Source organism: Pseudomonas monteilii NBRC 103158 = DSM 14164 (assembly GCF_000730605.1).
GTDB classification, from domain to species: domain Bacteria; phylum Pseudomonadota; class Gammaproteobacteria; order Pseudomonadales; family Pseudomonadaceae; genus Aquipseudomonas; species Aquipseudomonas monteilii.
In genome coordinates this window covers 1-20,082 of the sequence record NZ_BBIS01000073.1, presented here as the reverse complement: position 1 = coordinate 20,082, position 20,082 = coordinate 1, and the positions used below count along the sequence as shown (strand labels likewise).

The window sequence follows — 20,082 nt, the reverse complement described above, 5'->3', positions numbered from 1 at the left end:
CCATAGGTGCACATTTTAAGGATGAAAGTTAGCTGAAGAGCGAATTAACGCTCGGCTAGTACTTGTGCCTCAGGTAATATCGCCACACATGCCCCAACCCTAGGAAAGATTTCACATGTCCAAACTTGCCGAATTCAAAGCACTGGAAGCTCAGCTGGCTGCTCAACTTCAACAACTGGACGCGATGAAAAACGATTCCGGCCTGAAGCAGGAAATCGAGTTTGAACAAAAGCTCAAGGCTTTGCTGGATGAGTACGGCATGAACCTGCGCCAGGTCATTACCATTCTTGACCCGTCCAAGGGCGTGAGCGTAAGCACTTCGAGTGTCTCCACCGGCGCTCAGCGCAAACCGCGTGAGGTCAAACGCTACAAGCACCCGCACAGCGGCGAGATCGTCGAAACCAAGGGCGGCAATCACAAGATCCTCAAGCAGTGGAAGCAAGAGCACGGCTCGGATACCGTCGAGAGCTGGCTGCAGTAACCGCTTGCTCAATTGCAGCCGCCGATGCTCGTGTTGCAGGTAAAACAAAGGCCCCGGTTGGGGCCTTTCTGTTGAAGGTGAAAATTCACGCTGTGAGCCGTTCCGCTGCCTCGGTAGCCTGATCTGGCAGCAGCGCCAACAGGTACTCGGACGCCTCACGTGCCTGTCCGCTGGCGCGGAAGATGGCCCGCTTGTCTTCCTTAAGGATCTTCAACCAGGACGCCAGGTACTCCTCGTGGCGCAGCTCACCCTGGGTGCCGGTGAGGGCGCAGAGAAATGCCGCGCCCATCTCCGCGACTAACTCCTCGAAGGCGTAGGCTGCAGAGCCAAACGCGTGCCCGCCGGTGATGCCTTCTCGGTTGAGGCGGGCGTGGTGTCCCGACCAGTGCGTCAGTTCATGCAGCGCGGTCGCGTAGTAGCTGCCGACGTCCACGAACTGGGCCTTAGTGGGCAATTGAATGAGATCCCGTATCGGTAGATAGAACGCGTCATCCCCGTAGCGATGGTCGATGCGTGCGCCGCTGGCGGCCAACAGTCGTTCGGCAGGTGCATGATCGATGAACGCCACTGGATCTTCACTCTCATCGCGGTGCTGCTCGTCGTTGGGTAGTCCCTCGGTCTGCTCAATGTTGAATAGGCAATGCGTCCGTAGCAGTGCGAACTGCACCATCTTGATATTGCCTTGCTCATCACGGACGACCTGACCGTCTTCGTCGTGTGCTTCCTTGCTCATGGGTTTGTACAGCACCGCGAGGGTCGATTGTTCGCCCTTGCGTACGTGACCACCGGCTTTGCGAGCCTGGTTGTAGGTGAGCCAGCGATCCTGGCGGTACCCGCGCAGGCGGGCTTCGGCCCACAGCAGTGGAATGTTGATGCCGGCGTAGGGGCGCCGGGTGATCGCGTTGATGGGGAAAGGTGCGTTAGCACTTGAGCCTGAAGTGGTCCAGGGTTTGATCCAGGGGATGACCCCTTGGCTCAGGGCACTGACAATCTTGTTGGTGACGTCCAGGTAGATATCGGACATGACGTTCTCCAGTCAAAGAGGGGAACGCTGCCCGGCCGGGAAGGGTTCCCGGTGGGGTAAGTGGACAGTGGTAGTGCGGGCGTTCAGGCCGATGAGATGTCCACACCGATCTCATGTGGCAACCTGATATGAAGAAAAACAGGGCCGGTCGCTGGTGTGATTTGATTTACCTGTAGCTGAATAGCTGCCGGCGATGAGTGCGATTCGCGCTGGGAAGGCTGACCGAGCAGCAAATCGAGCGATTGGCGCAAGTGGCGACGACTTACTGAAGCCAAGGCCATTCCCAAGACGGCTTGCAAGCGCTGCCCTGATTGCTCGACTGCGTCAGTAGCCGTACCAACCTCTGCGATGAGTTGCCATACGCCTGGGCTCAGGACAACGGCGGGTAAGGAGCGGTTCTTCCTGGACACTGGTACCTCCCGTGAGCTGATCCGGCGATGGCTTCACGAACAACTTGGGGGAAGTCCCATCGCCACAACTCACACTGTGAACTGGGCGTGTTCAGGCATTAAAACGCGCTTGCCTGTGGGGTCAATGCCCAATTTAGGGCACCGAGCAGCTCGAGTTTCCAACTGCTTCCAGCGAAGGCTTCCCATCCCAAAATCCCAGATGAATGGCTCGCTGCTGTTGGCGTAGAGAGTGAAATGAGCGATATCCCAGAGAGGCACAGACTCGTGCTTTCTTGGGACATCGCGGGTGTTGCGAGAGCATTCAGGATTTCCCGGAGAGGGCAATCTCGGCAGCGATGTACAGGTGCGTGGATGTGGCCTCAACTACCAGCGACCCGCTGGTGCCGCGGAGGCTTTCCAGAACAGGATCATCAAGGTCGAAGTACTCGGCAAAATCGTCGCCGCCGAATTCACTGCGTGCGCGATTCCACCAGGCGTCAAAGTCGTCGACGTCAGGATTGCAGCCGATGGCGTAGGCAATGTGTTTGCGACTACCACCGTCGGGTTTGCTTTCGCCGAACTCGGACATGAGGTAGACACCGTGGTCTTTGACCAGGATGACTCGGCAGCCGATGACGGCCGCTTCAGTCAAGACAGCATGAAGTTCAGTTCCTGTGAAGCGCAACATGGCGAGTTCCTCCAGGCAGTGCGGAGGAATGCCACCCATGCGGGAAGAATTCCCAGCACGGAAATGGAAAAGGAGCTTCAACGGAGCAGGGCTCAGTGAGGCCGATGTGAAAGAGCGCTCATCACCGCGGGAGCGGTAATCGGGCGAGCCACCGAACGCTAATCGCCCTTGGGACAACCGTCACGGGTATGACGTGGCCTTGAAGGTTGAGGCCACCTGGGGTGCTGGAATTCCAGCGCTTGCAGGTCCGGTTTATCAAGCACGTCAGCACCGCGTCAATGGTAATTTTCTGAAGGGTGCGCTGCGTCAATCCATGTTGTGCCACTGGCGCTCAGCAGCCTAAACCAAGTGATCAACGGTCATGGAAATCGGCGGGAGAGGAGTAAGCTAAAGCTTGGATCCAAATTGTCTGTAGCGGTTTGGCCGCAAGTGCGGTGAAGTAAACGGAGGTACGAAAATGACGGCTCCAGCTTCTTCAAACTCCAGCCGTACTTCATTCGGCAAGTACTTGATTGGTGCCGCAACTCGTGCGGGTCGATTGGTCAATCAGCTAGAAACCAGCGTATTGAACTCATCGATTTTGGCAAGCGTGCCGCTTAGGTATCGCCAGCTCGGTATGCAGACCGTTAAGTTGATGCTGTTGCTTGCTGTCGCATCAGTCGCTTTCTTCCTGGCGATCGGAATGGTTGCTCTGTGGACCATCGCGGCGCTGCCTATCAGTATTGATAGGCAACCTCGGATACATGAGATGAGTCACCCTCGACATCATCTCAGATATCCTGAAATGTACGATGACAATGGCTCCCCGAGGTAAGCAGTCATTTCGATTTGCGGGCTGCCGACATTAGTTGCGATGTTCCTTTTTCAGCCTGTCCCTGAGCCCCATCCGTTGCGCGCGTCAAGAGGGTTTGGACACCACTGCCCACGTTGTATCCAGCCCAGCTCATCACGCTGAGGAAAAACATCGGCAGCACTACAAACATTACTCCCATCACATACTCGATGACTTGCGCGGTGACCGTCCCATCCATGAACCCTGCCGTTGGCAATGTTAAAAGCGCCTGGTCCGTAACAGAGACCTGGTGGTATAGCGTGTCCAGCATGCTCGAGTCGATCCAGCGGGCCAGCTCCCACCAGAACGTCAGCATGTGCAGGGTGAACAGCGCGAAGGTAATCGTCATCAGCGCCTTTAGCTGGTAGGTGCTGATCAGCAGCACCAGCGGCAAGCTGATGATCGTGCCCATGATCAGGAAGGCCTGCACCATCGGCAGTGCAGCGCGTAGCGCATTCATCGCCGGGAAGTTGCTAAACGAGCCCAGGGCCAGGCCGGTGTTGGTGGCCAGGTTGTTGAGCCCCTGGGTCAATGAGCCTCCTCGGGCACTGCTGCCGTAGTCCTGGAACACCTGGCCAGGCGCCATGCTCAATGACTGCTGGCGGGGGCTCACCAGTTCTCGCAGGGTGGCGTCTTCGATTTCGGTTGAGCTGCGCCCGGTCAGCCAGCCGCGCAACTCAGTGAGCAGATGGGGATCGACCTCGGCGACCAGGCGATCGCGCAAGCCGACCGTGGCATCGCTCCACCACTGCTTGCAGGTTGGGTAGCCCGCACCGCTGTCCAACCGGGGCAGGGAGGTGTCCCGCGTTTCGTCGTACGGCCAATTAACCCGGGGCGTGTGCGAGCGATCCGTGTCGTAGTAGCCCGGCGTGTCGAGTAGATAAGTGGACCCAATCCAGGACGCATCGTAGCTCTGCGAATCGTCCAGCTCAGGGCGGTTGGTAAACAGCCTCGAGCGTGAAAAGCCGTAGCAGTCGCGGGTGAAGTCGGCAACTTCCTGCAGCAGTACCTGGTCATTGATCCGCGAGCTGTCGATCTCCATCCGCATCGCACGAATGTCGGGTGCGCAGGGGATCGACGCCGTGGCGGCAGCGGTGATGCCCTTGCTCATGGCATGCACCAGGTACCACCACACCGGCACATTCGCCGATTTCTCGCCAATGGTGTTGAAGGTGGTCCCCCAGGCCGTGTCGGCGGGTTTGGCCATCGACACCCCACAGCGCTGGCTCGCCGCATCGTCGAAGGTCACAGAGGACAGATTGAGCGGGAAAAACGGCATGCAGCCAAACAGGATGACGATGTAGCTCATCCACAACCGGTTCTCGACGCGTGGGATCGACAGCAAGCCCTTATTGCCCTCGTCGGCCCCCTGTTGGCGGGCGGATAACCACTCTTGGAGGATAATCGCCCCAAACGGAGCGGCGAACAGTCCGGTGTCTGCCAACGTGTTCCAGATGCCGTTGTTGATGATCCAGGCCAGTAGCGACAGGTAGTACTCAAGATAACTGTTGGTGCTCATGTTCATGGCTGCACCTCACACACGCGACAGTTCGACCAGGACGATCGAGCCGAAGCCAATCAGGCCCAAGCGCAAGAGCCGTTGCTGGTCTTCCGAGGTTGTCCGCAAGCGTAGGGCTGCGGTCCAAGCAGCGAAAATCAGGGTGTACAGTAGGGCTCGCCAGTAGGCGAGATACGGCGTACCCCCCCCGTGCCTCCTTGATCCATTCCAACTGGGGTCCGCTCAATTGCAGCGCCATCGAGGCAATCAGCAACATGACCATCACGACGCCGAGGATCAGCAGACCCCGAACGACCGAGCTCCTCACAGAAAACGGCATCATGGCGTGCTCCTTCCCTGATCCGCTCGCTGCAGGCGGTCTGGGCGTGGATCGCGCTGGTCAATATTGCGTGAGGCATCAGCGCCACCGGCGTGGCGATCAAGGACCAGACTGGCGGTGTTGGTGGCCAAGGCTTGGCGTACCTGCAACTCGGTTTGCAGCAAGCGGATCTCGCGTTCCAGTGTTTCGACATTGCTGTTGAGGGCGGTAGTAGCGGGCTGCGCCGACGCCACATTGGGCTCACGGCTACCGGCCAGCAACGTGCGCTGCAGCAGCATCGCCTTGTAGATCACGCTCGACAACGCGGTCTCGCTGGCCAAACGTCTGGCCAGCAGGTTCTGATCGGGGTCATCGCGCAGGCCCTCGATGACGCCGCGGGAGACTTGCAGCAACGGGCTGGAGACTTTGCCAAGGTTCTCTGGCGTGGGCTCCTCAGCGCCCGACAACATGCGCTGCAAGCCGTCTAGGTGCTGGGTGTAGGTTTCCTGGATCAGTGGCGTGAGCCCTGCACCTGCGCTCACGCGTAGCGTCTCGCAGTCGTCACAGGTCTCCACCTCGGTTTCACCGAACACGCGGGTGGCCCACTCGGCCACCTCGTCGGGGCTCGACCAAGCCTGGCAAATAGCGCCGTTCTGACAACTTGAACCGATCACCGAGGTGTCTTCGACCGAACGGTTGTGCAGCAGGTTGTAACCCGCCTTAACCACGTCCGAAGTCACCCGGATCGGCGCCTGGCCATTACCGCCAGCTTTCTGACCTCCGACCCAACTGACGCCGTTGTTGCCATTGTTCGATTCGGTGTCTTTCACCGCGGTCACGGCATCACCATTAGATTGCTCCAGGTTATGCTGCATCTCCTGGTTCTGCGCCAGTGCCCCCCAACCGGCTTGGTCGACTTTGTCGGCCATCTTCGCCGCCATCGCCTGGCAGGTGAGCTTTGAGCGGTCAAAGTCGATGCGCCCCTGCAACACGCCGTTGCTCAGCAGCTCGTACAGCCCGGGGTTGGCGCGCTGGATGATCATTGCCGGCAGCGACATCACCGCCTGAGTGGCGTTCTGGATGACGTTGCCCATGATCTGCTGGAAGCCCTGGGTGGCGCCGTTGAGCTGGTTCTGCAGGGTGTTGGAGAGGTTCATATTTCCGCACATCATGTTCGCGCGCCAGGACAGGCCGACGCCGAGTCCGCTGGGGCGGTAGAGCGAAGAGGGTGCACCTGCCGCCGATCCACCACCAATGGTGTACATCACCCGGTCGTCCAGCACCTGGGCCTGATCACCCAGGTGGTAGCCGCTCTCGGCGGCGTGGCCGGCGGCGCATACGAAGAGACATACCAACCCGAATGAGAGGGTGTTCATCATTGGCCTCCATCAAAGTCGATGCTGAACAGGAAGGTCTGGCCCATGCGTTGGCAGCACCTGTAGGGCCGCCACAGCGACCAGGCGTAGGTGCCCTCGGTACTCTGGATCGTTGGGCTGGGGAATATGGCGCAGGTGCTCTGCACCATCGGTGCGAGCAACTGCCAGCGGTGGTTGTTGATGTTGTTCTCCATCACCGGCTGCGGCGGCCAGTAGCCGGGCGCTGGCATCGGCTGCAGCGGTAGGTATACATGCGGCTGGCCGACACGGGTGATGAAGTCGCTGGCGCGCTGCGCCATCACCGCGGCGGCCTTGAAGTCGTCGGGCTGAACCAGGAAACCCTGGCGTGGGTAGACGCTGCCCCACATGTTGCCGAGGGCTTGGCTACCGATCTCGCGCATGCCCGGAATGAGCGCCTGCGGGTAAACGGACTCGGGGATGGCGTGGCGCCAGGCCAGCGGATCGAGCGTGCTGAGGTAGTAGGGTGCAAGTGGCACCGCACCACTCGGACACGCATAGCCGAAGCTGTGCGCCTGGGCCGTCAGGGCAGCGCCGCCGGGGTGTCCGATGCCGTCGACATTCTTGAAGCGGGGCAGGTTGTTGCGCTGCGGCGACGGCGTGATCAAGTTGCCCCCGCCTTGCGACAGGGATGTCGGTGCCGAAAGACTGGACATCTCGTCCCAGGGGTTACTGCCGGTATCGGAATAGCTCGACACCACCAGCTCGGGAATGAAGTGGCGGACCTTGGGTGAGGTTCGCACCGTGCAGCCGAACGGAGTACACAGCAGCCAATAGCAGATCCCGACGATTCGGTACTCCAGACACTGCAGCGACGCGACGGAGGCAATGATGGCGGGGGTGGTCAGCGCCAGGGACTGCTCGGCAGCCATTAGCAACGCGATCGCGAGGAAGGCGCGACCTCGGCCTGTTTTGCTCGGCTGTGGCGTTCGATATGGGGCAATAAGGTTCATCGGCAGCGCTCGGCAAGTGGATACGGTGTGCATCCATGCGCCGAGTTGCAGCATCGCGGATCAGGCAAAGGAGGGGGACGGACAAACCGAGACTGGTGCCTTCGGTTTCTTCAGTCGCCAGGGGAGGCTTCGGTTTGTCCAAAATAACCGAAGGAGTACAAATGTACTCCTGCTGATTTTTATTGATCGACAGGCCCAGAACATTGTGTATTCAGAGGTTCAGGACATACCGCGCAGGCGATCAATTTCTGCCGCAATCCGAAGAGCGGCCTCCAGCTCGGACAGCTGATGCGCTTCCATCAGCCGCCAGCGCTGCGCCTTTTCCTCAGGCTCGGTCATGGCCAGGGCAAGGTACAGGCTCGGTGGGACTGCGCGAAACAGCGTCTCCAGATGCTTCGATAGGACCACACCCTCGGTGTACTTGCCCGAGGCCTTGCTCGCTGACAGCAGTAGGGTCTTCTGCGCCGGCGTGAGCTTCTTGAACCGCGCGATTTCCTCGATCTCCGCTGGCGGCATGTTCAGGCAGATCCACCACTCGATCATGTTGAGCATGGTCTGCGCCGCATCGGGGAAGTCGGCCAGGTTCTGTGTTGCCAACCAGAACCAGGCACCGAGTTTGCGCCACATTTTGGTGCCCTTGACCACGAAGGGCGCCAGCAGCGGGTTCTTGGTGATGATGTGGCCTTCGTCCGTGACCATGATGATCGGGCGACCGAGGTATTGGTCGCGTTCGGCAAGGTTGTTTACCGTGTTCATCAGGCTGATGTAGCTGATCGACATCTGGGCCTCATAGCCCTCGCGGGCATAGGTGGCGAGGTCGACGATCGTGACATCGCTTTCCGGCCACGGCGTGCCTGGTCGGTCAAACAGCGCACCCTCGAAGCCCTGGCAGAACAGATCGATGGACTCGGCCATTTCCTGGGCCCGCTCGCGACGCTTATCGGGCAGGTGGGCGTCGCTGGCCACCGTGCGAAGCGCATCGCGAACATGGCGCGTCATGACCTGTTGATCGCTGGCCGCACAGTGCCTGGCGGCGTCGAGGATGCACTCGCGGATCAGGCTGCGGTCTGCCCGGGTCAGACGCGCCTCTTCCTTGGCTTCGCCCCCGGTGATCATCAAGCGGGCGGTGATCTCCAGTTCGCCCAGCACATCGCGTTGCTCGTCACTGCCCGACGCATCTTCATCCAGGTCCTCGGTCGACAGGCTGGCGACCTGGTCGGGACGCTCGATTAGCCGGCGGGCGTCGGCAAAGGGAGCCAAGCTCAAGCCGCTGCCCGGTTTGAGCTGGACCTTGTTCACGCTCAGACCGAGGGTGGCGAAGTAGTCGCCCTGCAGGCCGAAGGAGTTGCCGGCTTCGACGATGAACAGTCGCGGTCGGTACACGGCCATGACTTGCATCAGGATCGACACCAGGGTGGCCGACTTGCCGGCGCCAGTAGGGCCGAACAACAGCAGGTGACCATTCATGGAGCGGTCGAAGCGTGACAGGGGGTCGAACGACAGCGGCGCGCCACCTCGGTTGAAAAAGGTGATGCCCGGATTGCCGGTACCGATGCTGCGGCCCCACAGCGGCAGAAGGTTGGCGACATGCTGGGCAAACAACAGCCGGGTGTACCAGTTGCGCATGTCGCGCGCGGGGTTGTAGACCATCGGCAGCCAGCGCAGGTAGCTGTTGCACGCCGCCACTTCATCGCCCTCGCGCACCGGCTGCAGGCCGGCACAGAGCAGTACGTTGGCTGCCTGGATCGAGCGCTGGCGCAACTGCGGTTCATCGGCCCCACGCAGGTATAGCGCCAAGGTGCCTCGATACAGCTTGTGCTGGCGGCCGATCAGCGCGCGGGCCTCTTCCACGTCCTGACGGGTCTGGGTCGAGGCTAGGTTTTCGCCGATGGCTTTACGTGCCAGGCGGTTGAGTTGCTCCTCGAGCACATCCTGGGGCGTGATGACCAAGGTGAGGCTCAGGATGGCCTGCTCGGGCAACTGGTCGAACAGGGCGTTGAGCGCCTCGCCTTTACGGGTTTCGCCGGTCAGCTGGCCGATATGGGGTGGCCTGCGTAGTTTGTCGACCACCATCACCGCGTGCGGCTGCTGATCGAAGTACCATAGCCCCTGCTCGCTGTCCGAGCGCGGCTCGTGGAAGAACAGCCGCTCGGCAAAGTCGTGGTCGAACGGCAGCGACAGCCCATCGCCGTCTTCGGTCTCCGGGTAAGGCACGCGTCGATAGAATGCCGCCGGTGATTCGCCAGTGAGGTTCGGGGCCGGGTTGAACCAAGGCAGCAACCAGGCGTAGAAGTCACGCCCGTTCAGCCGACGAGGATTGACCCCGCAGGCCTGCAACGAGGCCATCAGGCGATCGCAGGTTCTTCCCAGCAACTGAGCGGGATTTTGCCCGTCGTCGTCGGCCTGGTCACCGAGCCAGCGATAGACCACCAGCCGAATCCGTCGATTGCTGCCGCGCCAGGGTAGGTGCGACACGACAGGGTCGTCGAACAAGCCGCCTGGCTTGGCAATGGCGTCGAGGTGGTGTTGCATCGACGCGAGGAACGCGGCGGTGAAGGGGGTGCCTGTCGCCCGTGGCGCAACGTACTGTGCCAGGCGTTCCAGATACGGGGAAAAGTCACTGTCGTCCTGGCAGAAGAACTGCACCACCCAAGGTGCCTGGTCGAGCTCGTCGAAGCTGTCCTGCAACGCATCCTCCAACGCATCGCGCGCCGCCATCAGCCATTCGGGCTCACGACCTTCGGTGCCGATCGGCTGCAACTCGAACACGGCGCCCACCGAGCGGTTGTCGTCGAGCAGAAAGCATTGCTCCTCCTCAAGGTATTCGACCCAGGGCAAGTGGTCGGTGAAGCTGGGGTTGTGCGCGTACTGGGCGGCCTCATCCGCGCGCGTTGCACGCCGACGCTGCGACGCGCGCCAGGGCTGCCAGCGGAGAGGGGCGCGATCGGCATAATCGTCCATCACAGATCGTCCAGGCGCTCGCCGGGCAGCGCGTACTGGACCTTCTCGTACAACGGGAACACGGTCGAGTAGCCGGGCACGGGCGCTTGCTGGGTGCCGGCCAGGTGCGGGTAGACGTACATCACCAGGTCTGGATTAGGCAGGCGTGGGAACTGAGCGCGGATCTCGTTGGCGGCTGTGCGGGTGTAGGCGCTCTGGTCCTTGATCAGGCGCTCGGGATCGAGCACTGGCCGGCGCAGTTCGCCGCGAGCCTCTTGCAACTGCTGCTGCGTGCCGACCGCGCCGCCGCTGTTCCAGATATCCAGCATGGTGTGATCGCCGTGGGGCAGCATCTCGTCCTTGCTGGTGGTGCAGCCTGCCAGGTGCAGGCACAGCAGCAGGCTAATCCAGGTCCAGTACCGAAACGGATGGGCGTTCATGATTCACTCTCCGGCCTTTGGGTTCGTAGTCGATGCTGATTTCGTGATCCAGGTGCAAGGCCACCTTGGCCCCCGGCGGGACGTAGATGGCGGCGAAGGCTTCTCCGTAGAGCTTGTTGATCCAGTCACGGATGTCGCCGATGCCCCCGCTGATGACCGAGTTCAGCGCGCTGTTGCCGCTGTTTTGCGAGAGCCCCAGGCTGCCGCTGGCAGAGTTGATGAATGAGGTATTGGTCTGTTCGCTGCCTAGCGCTGCCGCGAAGCCGGCGCCGGCTGCGGTGATCAGGCTTTGGCTGCCCAGGTACTGTTGGGCGTTGGAACGGCGCTCGCCGGCGATGCAGGGAATGCCGTAAGGGTCGGAGATGTAGCCGAGGCCCCCGCGGATTTTTTCGGTGTCCGAGGTCTGTGCGCTGCTGCGGTTGCGACTGACCACCTTCTGCGGCTGCGGCACCGTGCGAATGGTGCCGTCGCTGAAAACAAAGGTGATCGACTCGACCTGGCCGCGCACGCAAGACAAGGTCCAATCACCCGCCGCAGTCCCACTCATGACGGCGCCGACCACGTCCGGCAGATCGATGCCGTTGGCGGTGAGGTTGTCCGGTCCCACCAGTACCTTGAACGGGTAGGGATCATTCACCGTGCCGTCCACCGGCACGCGGCCAATCAGGGCGGTCATGGCGATCGAGCCCATCAGGGTCGAGTTCTCTGGGATGGTGTAGACCGGCTTGGCGCCTTCGGCCCGATCCTGGGTGTTCTCCAGGTCGCGCTCGCCCTTGGCCACGGCGTGCAGATGGTCTTGGCTCCGGTCGATGGCGTTGTTGTCCAGGCCATGCAGATCCTTGAACTTTGACGTCAGCGACGACAATGGCCCCTCCGTTTTGCTGGCCCCCTCCTGGCCGGCACGTGCATTGGACGGCTCGACCCACTGCACCGCATCCGCTGCCGGTTGTGCCCCGGAGAATTGTTGCCCGTCACCCGGCTCTAGACCGAAGCCCACGGGTACGTCGGACTTCGCGGCCGGCTTACTGGTGAGCTGGTCCTTGAGTCGGGATAGCAAACCCTGGGTCTCGCGGTGCTGTTGCTCGGCCTTCTGCCGAGCATCGTTGGCCTGCTGGCGCTGCTCGGTGACTTGGTGGGTGACATTGCTCAGCGTGTTCTGGATCCGGCTGTCGATATTGCCTTCGCGCGTGCGCAGCCGGTTGTTCTCAGTCTGCAGCGTCTCATTGCCTTTCTTCAGCGACAGCATCTCGCTGCGCATCGCTTTGACCTGGCCAATCAGCGTTGCCACGGTGTCGCGCGGCGTGTCGCCGGCAATGCCGAGGGCCTTGGCCTGGTCAGGGCTGAGTGCGGTGTTCTCGGGGTCGTGGGCAGGTTGTCCATCCGGCGCTGCCATCCAGGATTTGCCGATGATCAGCACAATCCCCAGCAGGATTGCGGGTACCAGCCATTTCAGCAAACCGTTAGCTTTCATGATCGGAAGCCTCCGGTGCAGGCGGTGGCAGCAGCAGCGCATGTTTTAGGTCGCCACCCCGGGTGACGAGGTACGCCACGGTGGTGTCTTCGGGTGTGCCGGCGTGCCCCAGGTACTCGTGCTGGAAGGTAGCGGCGTACAGCGTGGCCTGCAGGTGCCGTGGGTCCAGTGTGACCTTGGCCGACCCACGGTTGACGATCTTCACCGCAGTCACCCAGTAATCACCCAGCCGCCAGGCGGCGAGCCCCTTGATGGCCACGTGCTCGGTCGGCAGTAGGGTGCTGAACCCAGAGAAGTCGCCCAGTGGGACCCGACGCACACCAGGCAAGGGCGCCACGGTGCGCAGCGGCGCATACAGGTTCTGGGCCGCGAAGCGGGTCAGCACAACCGGTACCGGCGTCGCTGCCGGTGCTGCATCCTTCGTTGTGTCCACGTCTGGTGCCTGGGCCTGAGCAACGATCTTGACCGGCTCTAATGTCTCGCTGCTCTCGAGTGCTTCGATGTCGACCAGGATGATGTCCCCCGACTTCAGCGACTGCAGCTGCAGTCGGGTAGGGGGGATGGCGTCTGACGCACGCAGGTACACCGTCCCACCCACCGACTGCACGCGTAGCTTGCTGGCGATCGCGCTGGGCAGTCCCACGCGGACATCCTCATCCAGCATCAGGATACGTTCCTGGCCCACCGTCAGCGGAACGGCCAGCGGCAGGCGGTCCCAGTATTTGACCTCGACGGCGGCTGCGGCTGAACACCATCCGGCCACCGAGACCAGCATCAGAATCAAGACGCGCATCATCATGCACCTCCAGGCAGCGTCAGCTTCTGCGGAGTGCCTTCGTAGCAGTCCAGGGCCAGGCCCCACTTGTTGTGCTCGGGGTCGACGTCGAAGCGCACCACGCGCAAGGGATAGCGCACGACCACGCGCTTCACCGGCTCGGCGGCGTAGTACTCGTCAGCATTGAGGTCGAGCTTGACCAGCCAGCTGTGCTTATCCAGCTGCTTTACCCGCAGGTCGGGATCATCGCTGTAGCCGCGGCCCAGCACCTCGTACACGCCGCGCACCCGGCCGCGCAATTCGCCGGCCGCCTTGCGGTACTCGAAGTCACCGTCGAAGAAGGTCTTGCATGCCGGTGTCAGGTAGGGCTGAAGGGCAAAGATGGCGCGGTGGTAGTCGACCTCGCCGTCGGTGGGCCAGCGGTTGAGTTGGCCGAAGATGTACAGGGCAAAGGCATAGATGTTTTCGGGCGGCACGTCCCACCATTTGCGCGTGCTGCCTGAGCGCAGATCCGGTGGTACGTGAATGGTCAGTTCGGAGGGGGCGGACTGCCAGCCGTACCAGAGCCCAGTGCACAGCAGCGCCAGAACTGCCACGGCCAGGCGCAGGCTGAGGATATGCGCCTGTTGCGCATCCACCTTGTTGCGGAAGCGGCTCATGGGTTGGTCCTCGCAGGCCGGCGCGTGCGCCGGACCGTCCATGGGCCGGAGTGCAGAATCAGGTGCTTAGTGCCGATACCCCAGTGCACCGCCAGCTGCCACTGAAGGCGTCGGTACAACCAGGTCTCAGGGCGGGCGCGTTTGGCCCGGCGCAACAACTTGCCGCCACCGAGCAGCACTAGCGCCATACACAGGAACATGCAGGTGGGGAGGGTGGCGATGGAGGCGGTGGCCACTGCCAGCGGTGCGCCGAGAATCAGGCCCAGTACGGCACCGACGATCAGAGCGACCCACATCTCGTCGTTGGTGAGGCCGCGAAGGACGGCTGGATCGCTATTGAGGCGTTCCGGCAGGAAGGTCAGCGTGCCGTCAGGTAGGGTGGCTGGTGCGTCGGACATGGTGACCTCACAGAATCGTCGCGGCTTTGGTGAGGAACCACAGGATCACCACCACCAGCAACGCGCCGACGCCGACCACGGCACCGAGGTCCTTCCAAGTCTTACGCTGGTTCTGCACGTCGGCGTAGACCGTGAGCGAGTGCCAGGCCACGCCGAGGAAGGCGAGGGTGGCGATTAACAGGCCGAGCAGGATGCCGCCGTCGTAGGCGTAGTTCTTGATGGTGTCGATCAGACCCGAGCCTTCACCGCGGGAGGGTGCTTCCATGGTCGGCAGATCAGCCCAGGCCAGCGTCGAGCTCAGCAGCACCCAGCCGCCGACTAGGACTTTCGAACAGGTAGCTCGCAGCAGGCGAAACGGGCGGTGGCAGCGACGGGAGAGTGTCATGGCAAGGCCTCCAAGTTACGACAGCATGAAAAACATCAGCGCGATCAAGGCGAGGGCCAGGCGCAGGGTGCTGCCGCCGAGCGCACCAAAAGTGATGTTGCCGGCCGCCCAGCCGCGGTAGCCGGTCCACAGCGTCCAGGCACACCAGAGCAACGCCAACACCAATACCGATGAGCGCCACAGCACCGAACTGAGCTGCGGGGAAAACCCTGCAACGGCCGAGAACGCGCTGAGTTGAGCGTCAGTCATGCTCATCGGCGGGGCTCGATTGAGGTGCTTCAGCACGGTACTGACCGGCCAGCTCGACTAGGTCGGCAGGCTGCGCGCGGGAGGGCGACAAGAATTTTTGGATGCCTTCACGCACACGTTCGAGGTCTGCCGCAAACCGTAGATAGTCGAAGCGATAGCGCGCGCCATCGATATTTTCTGAGCCGTTTTTCGCGCGATCGGCCAACTGGTCGATGGCAGTGAATTGTCGTTGAATGAGTTCCAAATTCGAGCGCTCGCGAGTTTCCTGTGCAACCGCTGGGAGGGTTACTAGGTAAATCACAATCAATGGGAAGGTATACGTCCTCATGGCGAGCTCCAGAGCAATCTCTGGTCGCCACCATCACTGCGGGGGCGAGTTCATGCACGAATTAAAAGGATTCTCGATCTTTCGTTTTCTGGAGAGGTTGGGCAGAAGTGGGGTGAGACTGGAGTGAGGAATTGAGGCGGTATCTGAACCAGCTGGCGCTGCGTGCTTATTACGAGCGCTGCAGCGAGCGTTTGAAAGTACAGCCAGCCATCAGTCGGAGAATGACAGCTATGCCTGAAGCGTGGTCGGAGCGCTTGCAGCCATTTTCGCTCGGAGGTTGCGTGAGTTGGTCGTCAAAGGAGTCGTAGCTAAATCATCCCCGAGTGTGGCCTGTAGCCCTGGAATTCGACCATGCGATTCAAGTGCTCGAATCTCGTTCTTGGTCCTGACCAGCAACTCATTTGCCGTCTGTCCTGTATCTTCGCTCAGCGTCAATGCCACCAGCGTCAAAGGACTCACTTCCAATCGCTCGCTAAGCTGCTCAAGTTTGTCCAGCGTGAGACTCGATCTACCGGTTTCGAGCTTGGACAGGTAGGTGCGGCTGGTCGTGTCGGCAAATCCGCGCTGGGTGATGTTGCGCTGACTACGTAGTACTCGAAGCACATTGGCGAACGATGACTTCAATGTCATGAAATTACCTGAGGAATAGAGCGAGTAGGGGCATGTGGCGGCGACATTGGTTGGGGGAGGCAGACCGCTCTGGCCTCCCGTTTCACACTACCATACACCCTTGGATCGAGCCCTGGTGTGCCAGTGACCATCCCGCGATCGTCGACGTTCGACTCAAAGCCGATTCTAATGAACGGCTACCTCTGGCCAGAAGGCGCCCCTTGATGATGTTTGCCGAGAGTGGCTGCACTTCAAGCCGCTACCTGCGATTCCCAGCAGCTATCACCTCACGGAGACTTTTTCTTCACCCAATTTTCACTTCCCATTGGGCACACTCAAGCTATCCCTACATGATAGATGCTCCCTTGCCCGCCTAGCAGCGGGCTTTCTTTTGTCCGCAAGGTTGATTGAATTGGCCACGCACCGGCCCTCAGCGTACTTATGAAGCTAAATGTTCTTGGGTTAAGTGCGGATCGGTCGCGATCCGTCTAGCGCGGCCCACGCCCCACGCGAGAGCACGAGTCATGGACTCACCAGGTCGCGAGTCGAAGGATTCCTCGTAAAGCACCATTCCGGAGCGTGCATACACACCGATGAACATCTGCGTGCCACCGGTACGCGACAAGCGCACTTGGACGTCGATGGTCGTGCCGTCGTTTAGAGTCTCATCATGAGTACGGTGGTGAAGGGTTGGATCTGCCCAATTCCAGAAAGCATCACCCCGTATACGCATGCGGCCCTCCTACGACTTTAGTATTAGATGAGTATCTCTCCAACATAGTAGGCGAGACCCGTAGCGCAACGGCAATGGTGAGGCATTGGGTACTTCATCCGACCATCGGGCAGCATGTAGAACTAAAGGAGTGAAGCCGTTGCCAGTGAGTCTCTGGGTACGAAAATCCATCCCTCCTGTTCCGGCACATTTGACGGAGGCCAGACTAAGCGATCGGGCTTGAATCTGAAGAGCCAGGCAATCAGCGCAGCAGTGAGCGCATCTCGTTCATCCTCATGCCAGTCATCGCTGGAGGCCCCAGAAAACCCCAAGCAACGCTGCCTTAAGTCTTTGACTACCGCCGACTGTTTTGCAGAGCTGGGGTAGACCTCGATGGCGCTCACCTGCGCGTCATCCGTCCAAATACCACAGCACGGGCGGTAGGGTAAGAAACGTGCCAGTACATGCATGCCTTTGGTAGCTTGACTACCGATCATGTCCTTGATGGCTGACAGCGGAGATAATCCCCGTTCGAACAAAAAACGCTCGGTATAGCGAAACAAATAGGGGTTGGTAGCTGACGCGTTAACTACCGGCACAGAGTGGCCACTTATCAGCAAGTTCACTAGCTCGGTAGAAAAACCCAATGGGGTGTCGATTCCCAAAACGACGGTCGCGTCGCGACGGACGATCTCGACATCACAGGCTAATAGAAGTGATCGCACAAAGTCGTCAGTGGTCTTCGCCTGATTGATCTGCTCGCGCAGATTCCCTCGCCACGGCTTACCTCGCATCTGCAGGTTCTGATCTATCACCACTAGAGCATCTCGGCTGAGGCGATTCCGGTCGCAGTTCCAGCCACCAACATCCCAGCCGATCATCAGCGATTCGGAACTCAAAGTATTTTCCCCGTCCGCTATCGGTTCTAGGAGGCCAGCGCGGCCTCCACCAATCATACCTACCATAGCGCTTGAGCCTGCGCCCTGTCAGACGATGTAGTAGCCGAGGGGACGAGGATAGCTATCATGAGCTCCCCCAGTCCGTGCTCAAGGCTTTACCAATAGGTGTGGTGCGGCGCAGTCAGAGACGTTGCTCTAATTCACCCACCTTCTTGACCGATTAATCGGTCGAGGACCGTGGGCCGCGATTGGACCGCTATCGACCCGAAGCTGCCCTTGACGAAGGGCAGAAATCGGTCATGAGTTACCTTCCGCGAAACGCGGCGCTATAACTTGATCGCCGGCTAAGCCGGTTTGGGCTTAGTCACCGGTCGACTAACCATCGTTCCAGCTTGATTCCAACGTGAAGAGGGGATAGCGTTTCGCCATTAAGCTGGAAAAGGAGTTGAGCATGGCAAACGCTGTTTCGGCCGGATGGCACGGGCATGACTATCAAGCTCGTTTTTTCTGGATTCATGCCTCCGCATTAAGAGATCCAGACCAGTCGCACGTTATTGAGGTTTCCTACGAGGCTGATGGGCCAAAAGCGTTCGATGATGTAATTATTCGCTATGACCCTCCGCGGGCGAGCACTGGCCCCGTGCGGATCTCGGTGGATTACCATCAGATCAAATTCCATGTCACCGGCGCGGGACGATTCGGCTACGCGGATCTCATCGACCCTGCCTTCATAGGCGCCGAAACGGTGTCTCTTTTGGAAAGATTGAAGCAGGCAAAAGAGAGCGCCCCTCCGAACGCTGCTTTTCACCTCGTTACGATCGACAGTGTCAAAGACAACGATCCACTGGCTGAAATCATCTCGGCCGTGGACTATTCCCTGCGGCTAGACAAACTCTCGGTTGGAAAAACGGACGGCAGCAAAATGGGCAAGGTTCGCAAGTTGTGGCGCGAACACCTTAAGCTCGCATCGGATGATGAACTGATGAAAGTACTGGAAGGCCTACATATTGCCACCGCCCAGCGATCTCTGACCCAGCTACGCGATGACGTGAACCTTCGTTTCCGGGTAGTGGGCCTGATCAGTTGCCATGACAGTTCGGAATTTCGCTTCGACGCTGCTGCAAGGTCTCTCAAGAGCAAAGGGCTGTATCAGTTTACCCGTGAGCAGTTCGAAACTCTTTGCAAAGAGGAAGGTTGGGTTCGCTCCGAGCCACCTGAGAATCGCCTCAACGTAGCTCTTCGCTCATTCACAGATGGTCCAAACGATAGAATAGACGCGCTACCGGAAAACACTCTTTCACTCTTGCAGCACTTTGATGGCCGTCATCTCAGACCAGGCGAGGATTGGGTATCTGCGATCCAACCAGCTGTTGAGTCGTTCCTCGCGCGAATAAAGCAAGCGGAACGTCGAATTCGGCTTTTTCTGGATGTTCATACCTCGATCGCATTTCTGGCAGGACGCTGCCTCGGGTTGAAATCCGGCATGGAGGTAGAACTCGTTCAGAAGGGGCGCTCAGGTACCTCCGTTTGGAGAGCAGATGACGGCAAAGACAAGCCCGCGGCCTCTATCACGACTGAACAACTTCATGCTGGCCCAGACATTGCGCTCGTGCTGAGCATATCTCGAGATGCTGTGGACGATGTGCGGGACTACGTTGCCAAACAGCCGACGATAGGCAAGATTTTGCACATCACTCCGGCAGAGGGGCCCGGACAAAACGCAGTAGCGGGTGGAGCCCATGCCGCCCGCCTGGCTGATGATGTTGCCAGAGCAGTAGCCAAGATCCGTGTTCCATTCGGCGCTAAGATTCACGTGTTCAGCGCGGCGCCGAATGCGGTTAACTTCTTCGTGGGTCAACACGTCGAAGCCATGGGCCCATGCGTTTTCTACGAGTTTGATTTCAACCGCCGTATCGACGGTAGCTACCACCCCACCTTCAAGGTTCAATGACATGGAACTCAAACCACAATTCACGGAGTTCCTTGCCGGAATTCGACCAACGATCCGGCAGCAGGAAGATTGGAAAATCGGGTCGAAAACCTTGCGCAACCGGCTCGAGGCGGATGAAAAACTCAAAGACATCGTCGTAGCTACCTTCCTGCAAGGCAGCGTTCGAAGATCAACAGCGGTCCGCCCCTTAGGAGAAAAACGCCCCGACGTTGATGTCGTGGTAGTAACGAATCTGGACTACAACCGACTGACACCGAAAGAGGCGATGGATCTGTTTGAATCGCCCCTAGTTTCGTAGACACCTCCAAGCCTCATAATGAGGCCCAAATAGGAGGTGCCATGAGTCGTCAGCGTTACCCCGAAGAATTCAAGATTGAAGCGGTCAAGCAAGTGACCGAGAAAGGCAAGCCTGTCGCCGATGTTGCCCAGCGTCTGGGGATGTCCGTGCACAGCCTTTACGCCTGGATCAAGCTCTACAGCAAGCCCCAAGAACAGCGTCAGCAAGACGACGATCAGCAGGCCGAACTGCGCAAGCTGCGCGCTGAACTCAAGCGCGTGACGGAAGAGCGAGACATCTTAAAAAAGGCCGCCGCGTACTTTGCCAAGGAGTGCGGCTGAAGTACGCCTTCATCAAGAAGCACTCGACGGATTACCCGGTGCGGCGCCTTTGCCAAACCCTCAAGGTGCA

21 protein-coding genes and 1 pseudogene are annotated in these 20,082 nt (G+C 59.9%); 5 read left to right on the top strand and 17 right to left on the bottom strand.

Features of this window, described 5'->3' with window-relative positions; all coding sequences use genetic code 11:
* The first annotated feature begins 115 nt into the window (after positions 1-115).
* On the top strand, positions 116-481 hold the full coding sequence (locus PM2_RS28200) for a histone-like nucleoid-structuring protein, MvaT/MvaU family (RefSeq protein WP_028699742.1): 366 nt from the start codon (positions 116-118) through the stop codon (positions 479-481).
* An 85-nt stretch (positions 482-566) separates the two neighbouring features.
* Here PM2_RS28200 and PM2_RS28195 read toward each other — a convergent pair whose 3' ends face one another.
* Together PM2_RS28195 and PM2_RS28190 are read right to left on the bottom strand one after the other, a co-directional pair.
* A complete protein-coding gene (locus PM2_RS28195) occupies positions 567-1,505 on the bottom strand; it encodes an ArdC family protein (protein WP_028699741.1) in 939 nt (312 codons plus the stop codon).
* A gap of 711 nt (positions 1,506-2,216) precedes the next feature.
* On the bottom strand, positions 2,217-2,582 hold the full coding sequence (locus PM2_RS28190) for a DUF3085 domain-containing protein (RefSeq protein ID WP_028699740.1): 366 nt from the start codon (positions 2,580-2,582) through the stop codon (positions 2,217-2,219).
* Positions 2,583-3,039: 457 nt separating this feature from the next.
* On the opposite strand from PM2_RS28190, the gene PM2_RS28185 reads away from it, so the two are divergent.
* A complete protein-coding gene (locus tag PM2_RS28185; RefSeq protein ID WP_028699739.1) occupies positions 3,040-3,396 on the top strand; it encodes a hypothetical protein in 357 nt (118 codons plus the stop codon).
* 4 nt (positions 3,397-3,400) lie between these two features.
* Here the strand turns inward: PM2_RS28185 and PM2_RS28180 are convergent, their stop codons facing one another.
* From PM2_RS28180 to PM2_RS28110, 15 genes are all read right to left on the bottom strand, one after another.
* Positions 3,401-4,939 (bottom strand): conjugal transfer protein TraG N-terminal domain-containing protein, encoded by a 1,539-nt coding sequence (locus PM2_RS28180; RefSeq protein WP_028699738.1) that lies wholly within the window; start codon positions 4,937-4,939, stop codon positions 3,401-3,403.
* Positions 4,940-5,251: 312 nt separating this feature from the next.
* A complete protein-coding gene (locus PM2_RS28175) occupies positions 5,252-6,607 on the bottom strand; it encodes an integrating conjugative element protein (protein ID WP_028699737.1) in 1,356 nt (451 codons plus the stop codon).
* Complete coding sequence (locus PM2_RS28170; protein WP_028699736.1) at positions 6,607-7,578, bottom strand: TIGR03756 family integrating conjugative element protein; 972 nt, start codon at positions 7,576-7,578, stop codon at positions 6,607-6,609. Before PM2_RS28170 ends, PM2_RS28175 begins: the two co-directional genes overlap by 1 nt.
* 219 nt (positions 7,579-7,797) lie before the next feature.
* Complete coding sequence (locus PM2_RS28165; protein ID WP_028699735.1) at positions 7,798-10,539, bottom strand: conjugative transfer ATPase; 2,742 nt, start codon at positions 10,537-10,539, stop codon at positions 7,798-7,800.
* Positions 10,539-10,958 (bottom strand): TIGR03751 family conjugal transfer lipoprotein, encoded by a 420-nt coding sequence (locus PM2_RS28160; protein WP_013972285.1) that lies wholly within the window; start codon positions 10,956-10,958, stop codon positions 10,539-10,541. The genes PM2_RS28165 and PM2_RS28160 overlap by 1 nt, the downstream gene beginning before the upstream one ends.
* On the bottom strand, positions 10,921-12,429 hold the full coding sequence (locus PM2_RS28155) for a TIGR03752 family integrating conjugative element protein (RefSeq protein WP_028699734.1): 1,509 nt from the start codon (positions 12,427-12,429) through the stop codon (positions 10,921-10,923). The genes PM2_RS28160 and PM2_RS28155 overlap by 38 nt, the downstream gene beginning before the upstream one ends.
* Complete coding sequence (locus tag PM2_RS28150; RefSeq protein ID WP_028699733.1) at positions 12,419-13,225, bottom strand: TIGR03749 family integrating conjugative element protein; 807 nt, start codon at positions 13,223-13,225, stop codon at positions 12,419-12,421. The genes PM2_RS28155 and PM2_RS28150 overlap by 11 nt, the downstream gene beginning before the upstream one ends.
* Positions 13,225-13,863 carry a PFL_4703 family integrating conjugative element protein gene (locus tag PM2_RS28145; protein ID WP_016488088.1) on the bottom strand — a complete coding sequence of 213 codons (639 nt, stop codon included), beginning with the start codon at positions 13,861-13,863 and terminating at the stop codon, positions 13,225-13,227. Before PM2_RS28145 ends, PM2_RS28150 begins: the two co-directional genes overlap by 1 nt.
* A complete protein-coding gene (locus PM2_RS28140) occupies positions 13,860-14,261 on the bottom strand; it encodes a TIGR03750 family conjugal transfer protein (protein ID WP_028699732.1) in 402 nt (133 codons plus the stop codon). Before PM2_RS28140 ends, PM2_RS28145 begins: the two co-directional genes overlap by 4 nt.
* Positions 14,262-14,268: 7 nt before the next feature.
* Positions 14,269-14,646 (bottom strand): TIGR03745 family integrating conjugative element membrane protein, encoded by a 378-nt coding sequence (locus tag PM2_RS28135; RefSeq protein ID WP_028699731.1) that lies wholly within the window; start codon positions 14,644-14,646, stop codon positions 14,269-14,271.
* Between the two features lie 15 nt (positions 14,647-14,661).
* Positions 14,662-14,901 (bottom strand): TIGR03758 family integrating conjugative element protein, encoded by a 240-nt coding sequence (locus tag PM2_RS28130; RefSeq protein WP_028699730.1) that lies wholly within the window; start codon positions 14,899-14,901, stop codon positions 14,662-14,664.
* A complete protein-coding gene (locus PM2_RS28125) occupies positions 14,888-15,223 on the bottom strand; it encodes an integrative conjugative element protein, RAQPRD family (RefSeq protein ID WP_028699729.1) in 336 nt (111 codons plus the stop codon). The genes PM2_RS28130 and PM2_RS28125 overlap by 14 nt, the downstream gene beginning before the upstream one ends.
* Before the next feature lie 228 nt (positions 15,224-15,451).
* Positions 15,452-15,853, bottom strand: a complete 402-nt coding sequence (locus tag PM2_RS28120; RefSeq protein ID WP_028699728.1) for a helix-turn-helix domain-containing protein — start codon at positions 15,851-15,853, stop codon at positions 15,452-15,454.
* A 418-nt stretch (positions 15,854-16,271) separates the two neighbouring features.
* A complete protein-coding gene (locus PM2_RS31705; protein ID WP_028699727.1) occupies positions 16,272-16,565 on the bottom strand; it encodes a hypothetical protein in 294 nt (97 codons plus the stop codon).
* A gap of 122 nt (positions 16,566-16,687) precedes the next feature.
* On the bottom strand, positions 16,688-17,443 hold the full coding sequence (locus tag PM2_RS28110) for a hypothetical protein (RefSeq protein WP_028699726.1): 756 nt from the start codon (positions 17,441-17,443) through the stop codon (positions 16,688-16,690).
* 451 nt (positions 17,444-17,894) lie between these two features.
* Here PM2_RS28110 and PM2_RS28105 point away from each other — a divergent pair, with 451 nt between their 5' ends.
* The 3 genes and pseudogenes from PM2_RS28105 to PM2_RS28095 form a co-directional block, all read left to right on the top strand.
* A complete protein-coding gene (locus PM2_RS28105) occupies positions 17,895-19,394 on the top strand; it encodes an SAVED domain-containing protein (protein ID WP_028699725.1) in 1,500 nt (499 codons plus the stop codon).
* 1 nt (position 19,395) lies between these two features.
* A complete protein-coding gene (locus PM2_RS28100) occupies positions 19,396-19,692 on the top strand; it encodes an SMODS domain-containing nucleotidyltransferase (RefSeq protein ID WP_028699724.1) in 297 nt (98 codons plus the stop codon).
* A 41-nt stretch (positions 19,693-19,733) separates the two neighbouring features.
* Positions 19,734-20,082, top strand: a pseudogene (locus PM2_RS28095) (transposase); the annotation flags it as partial.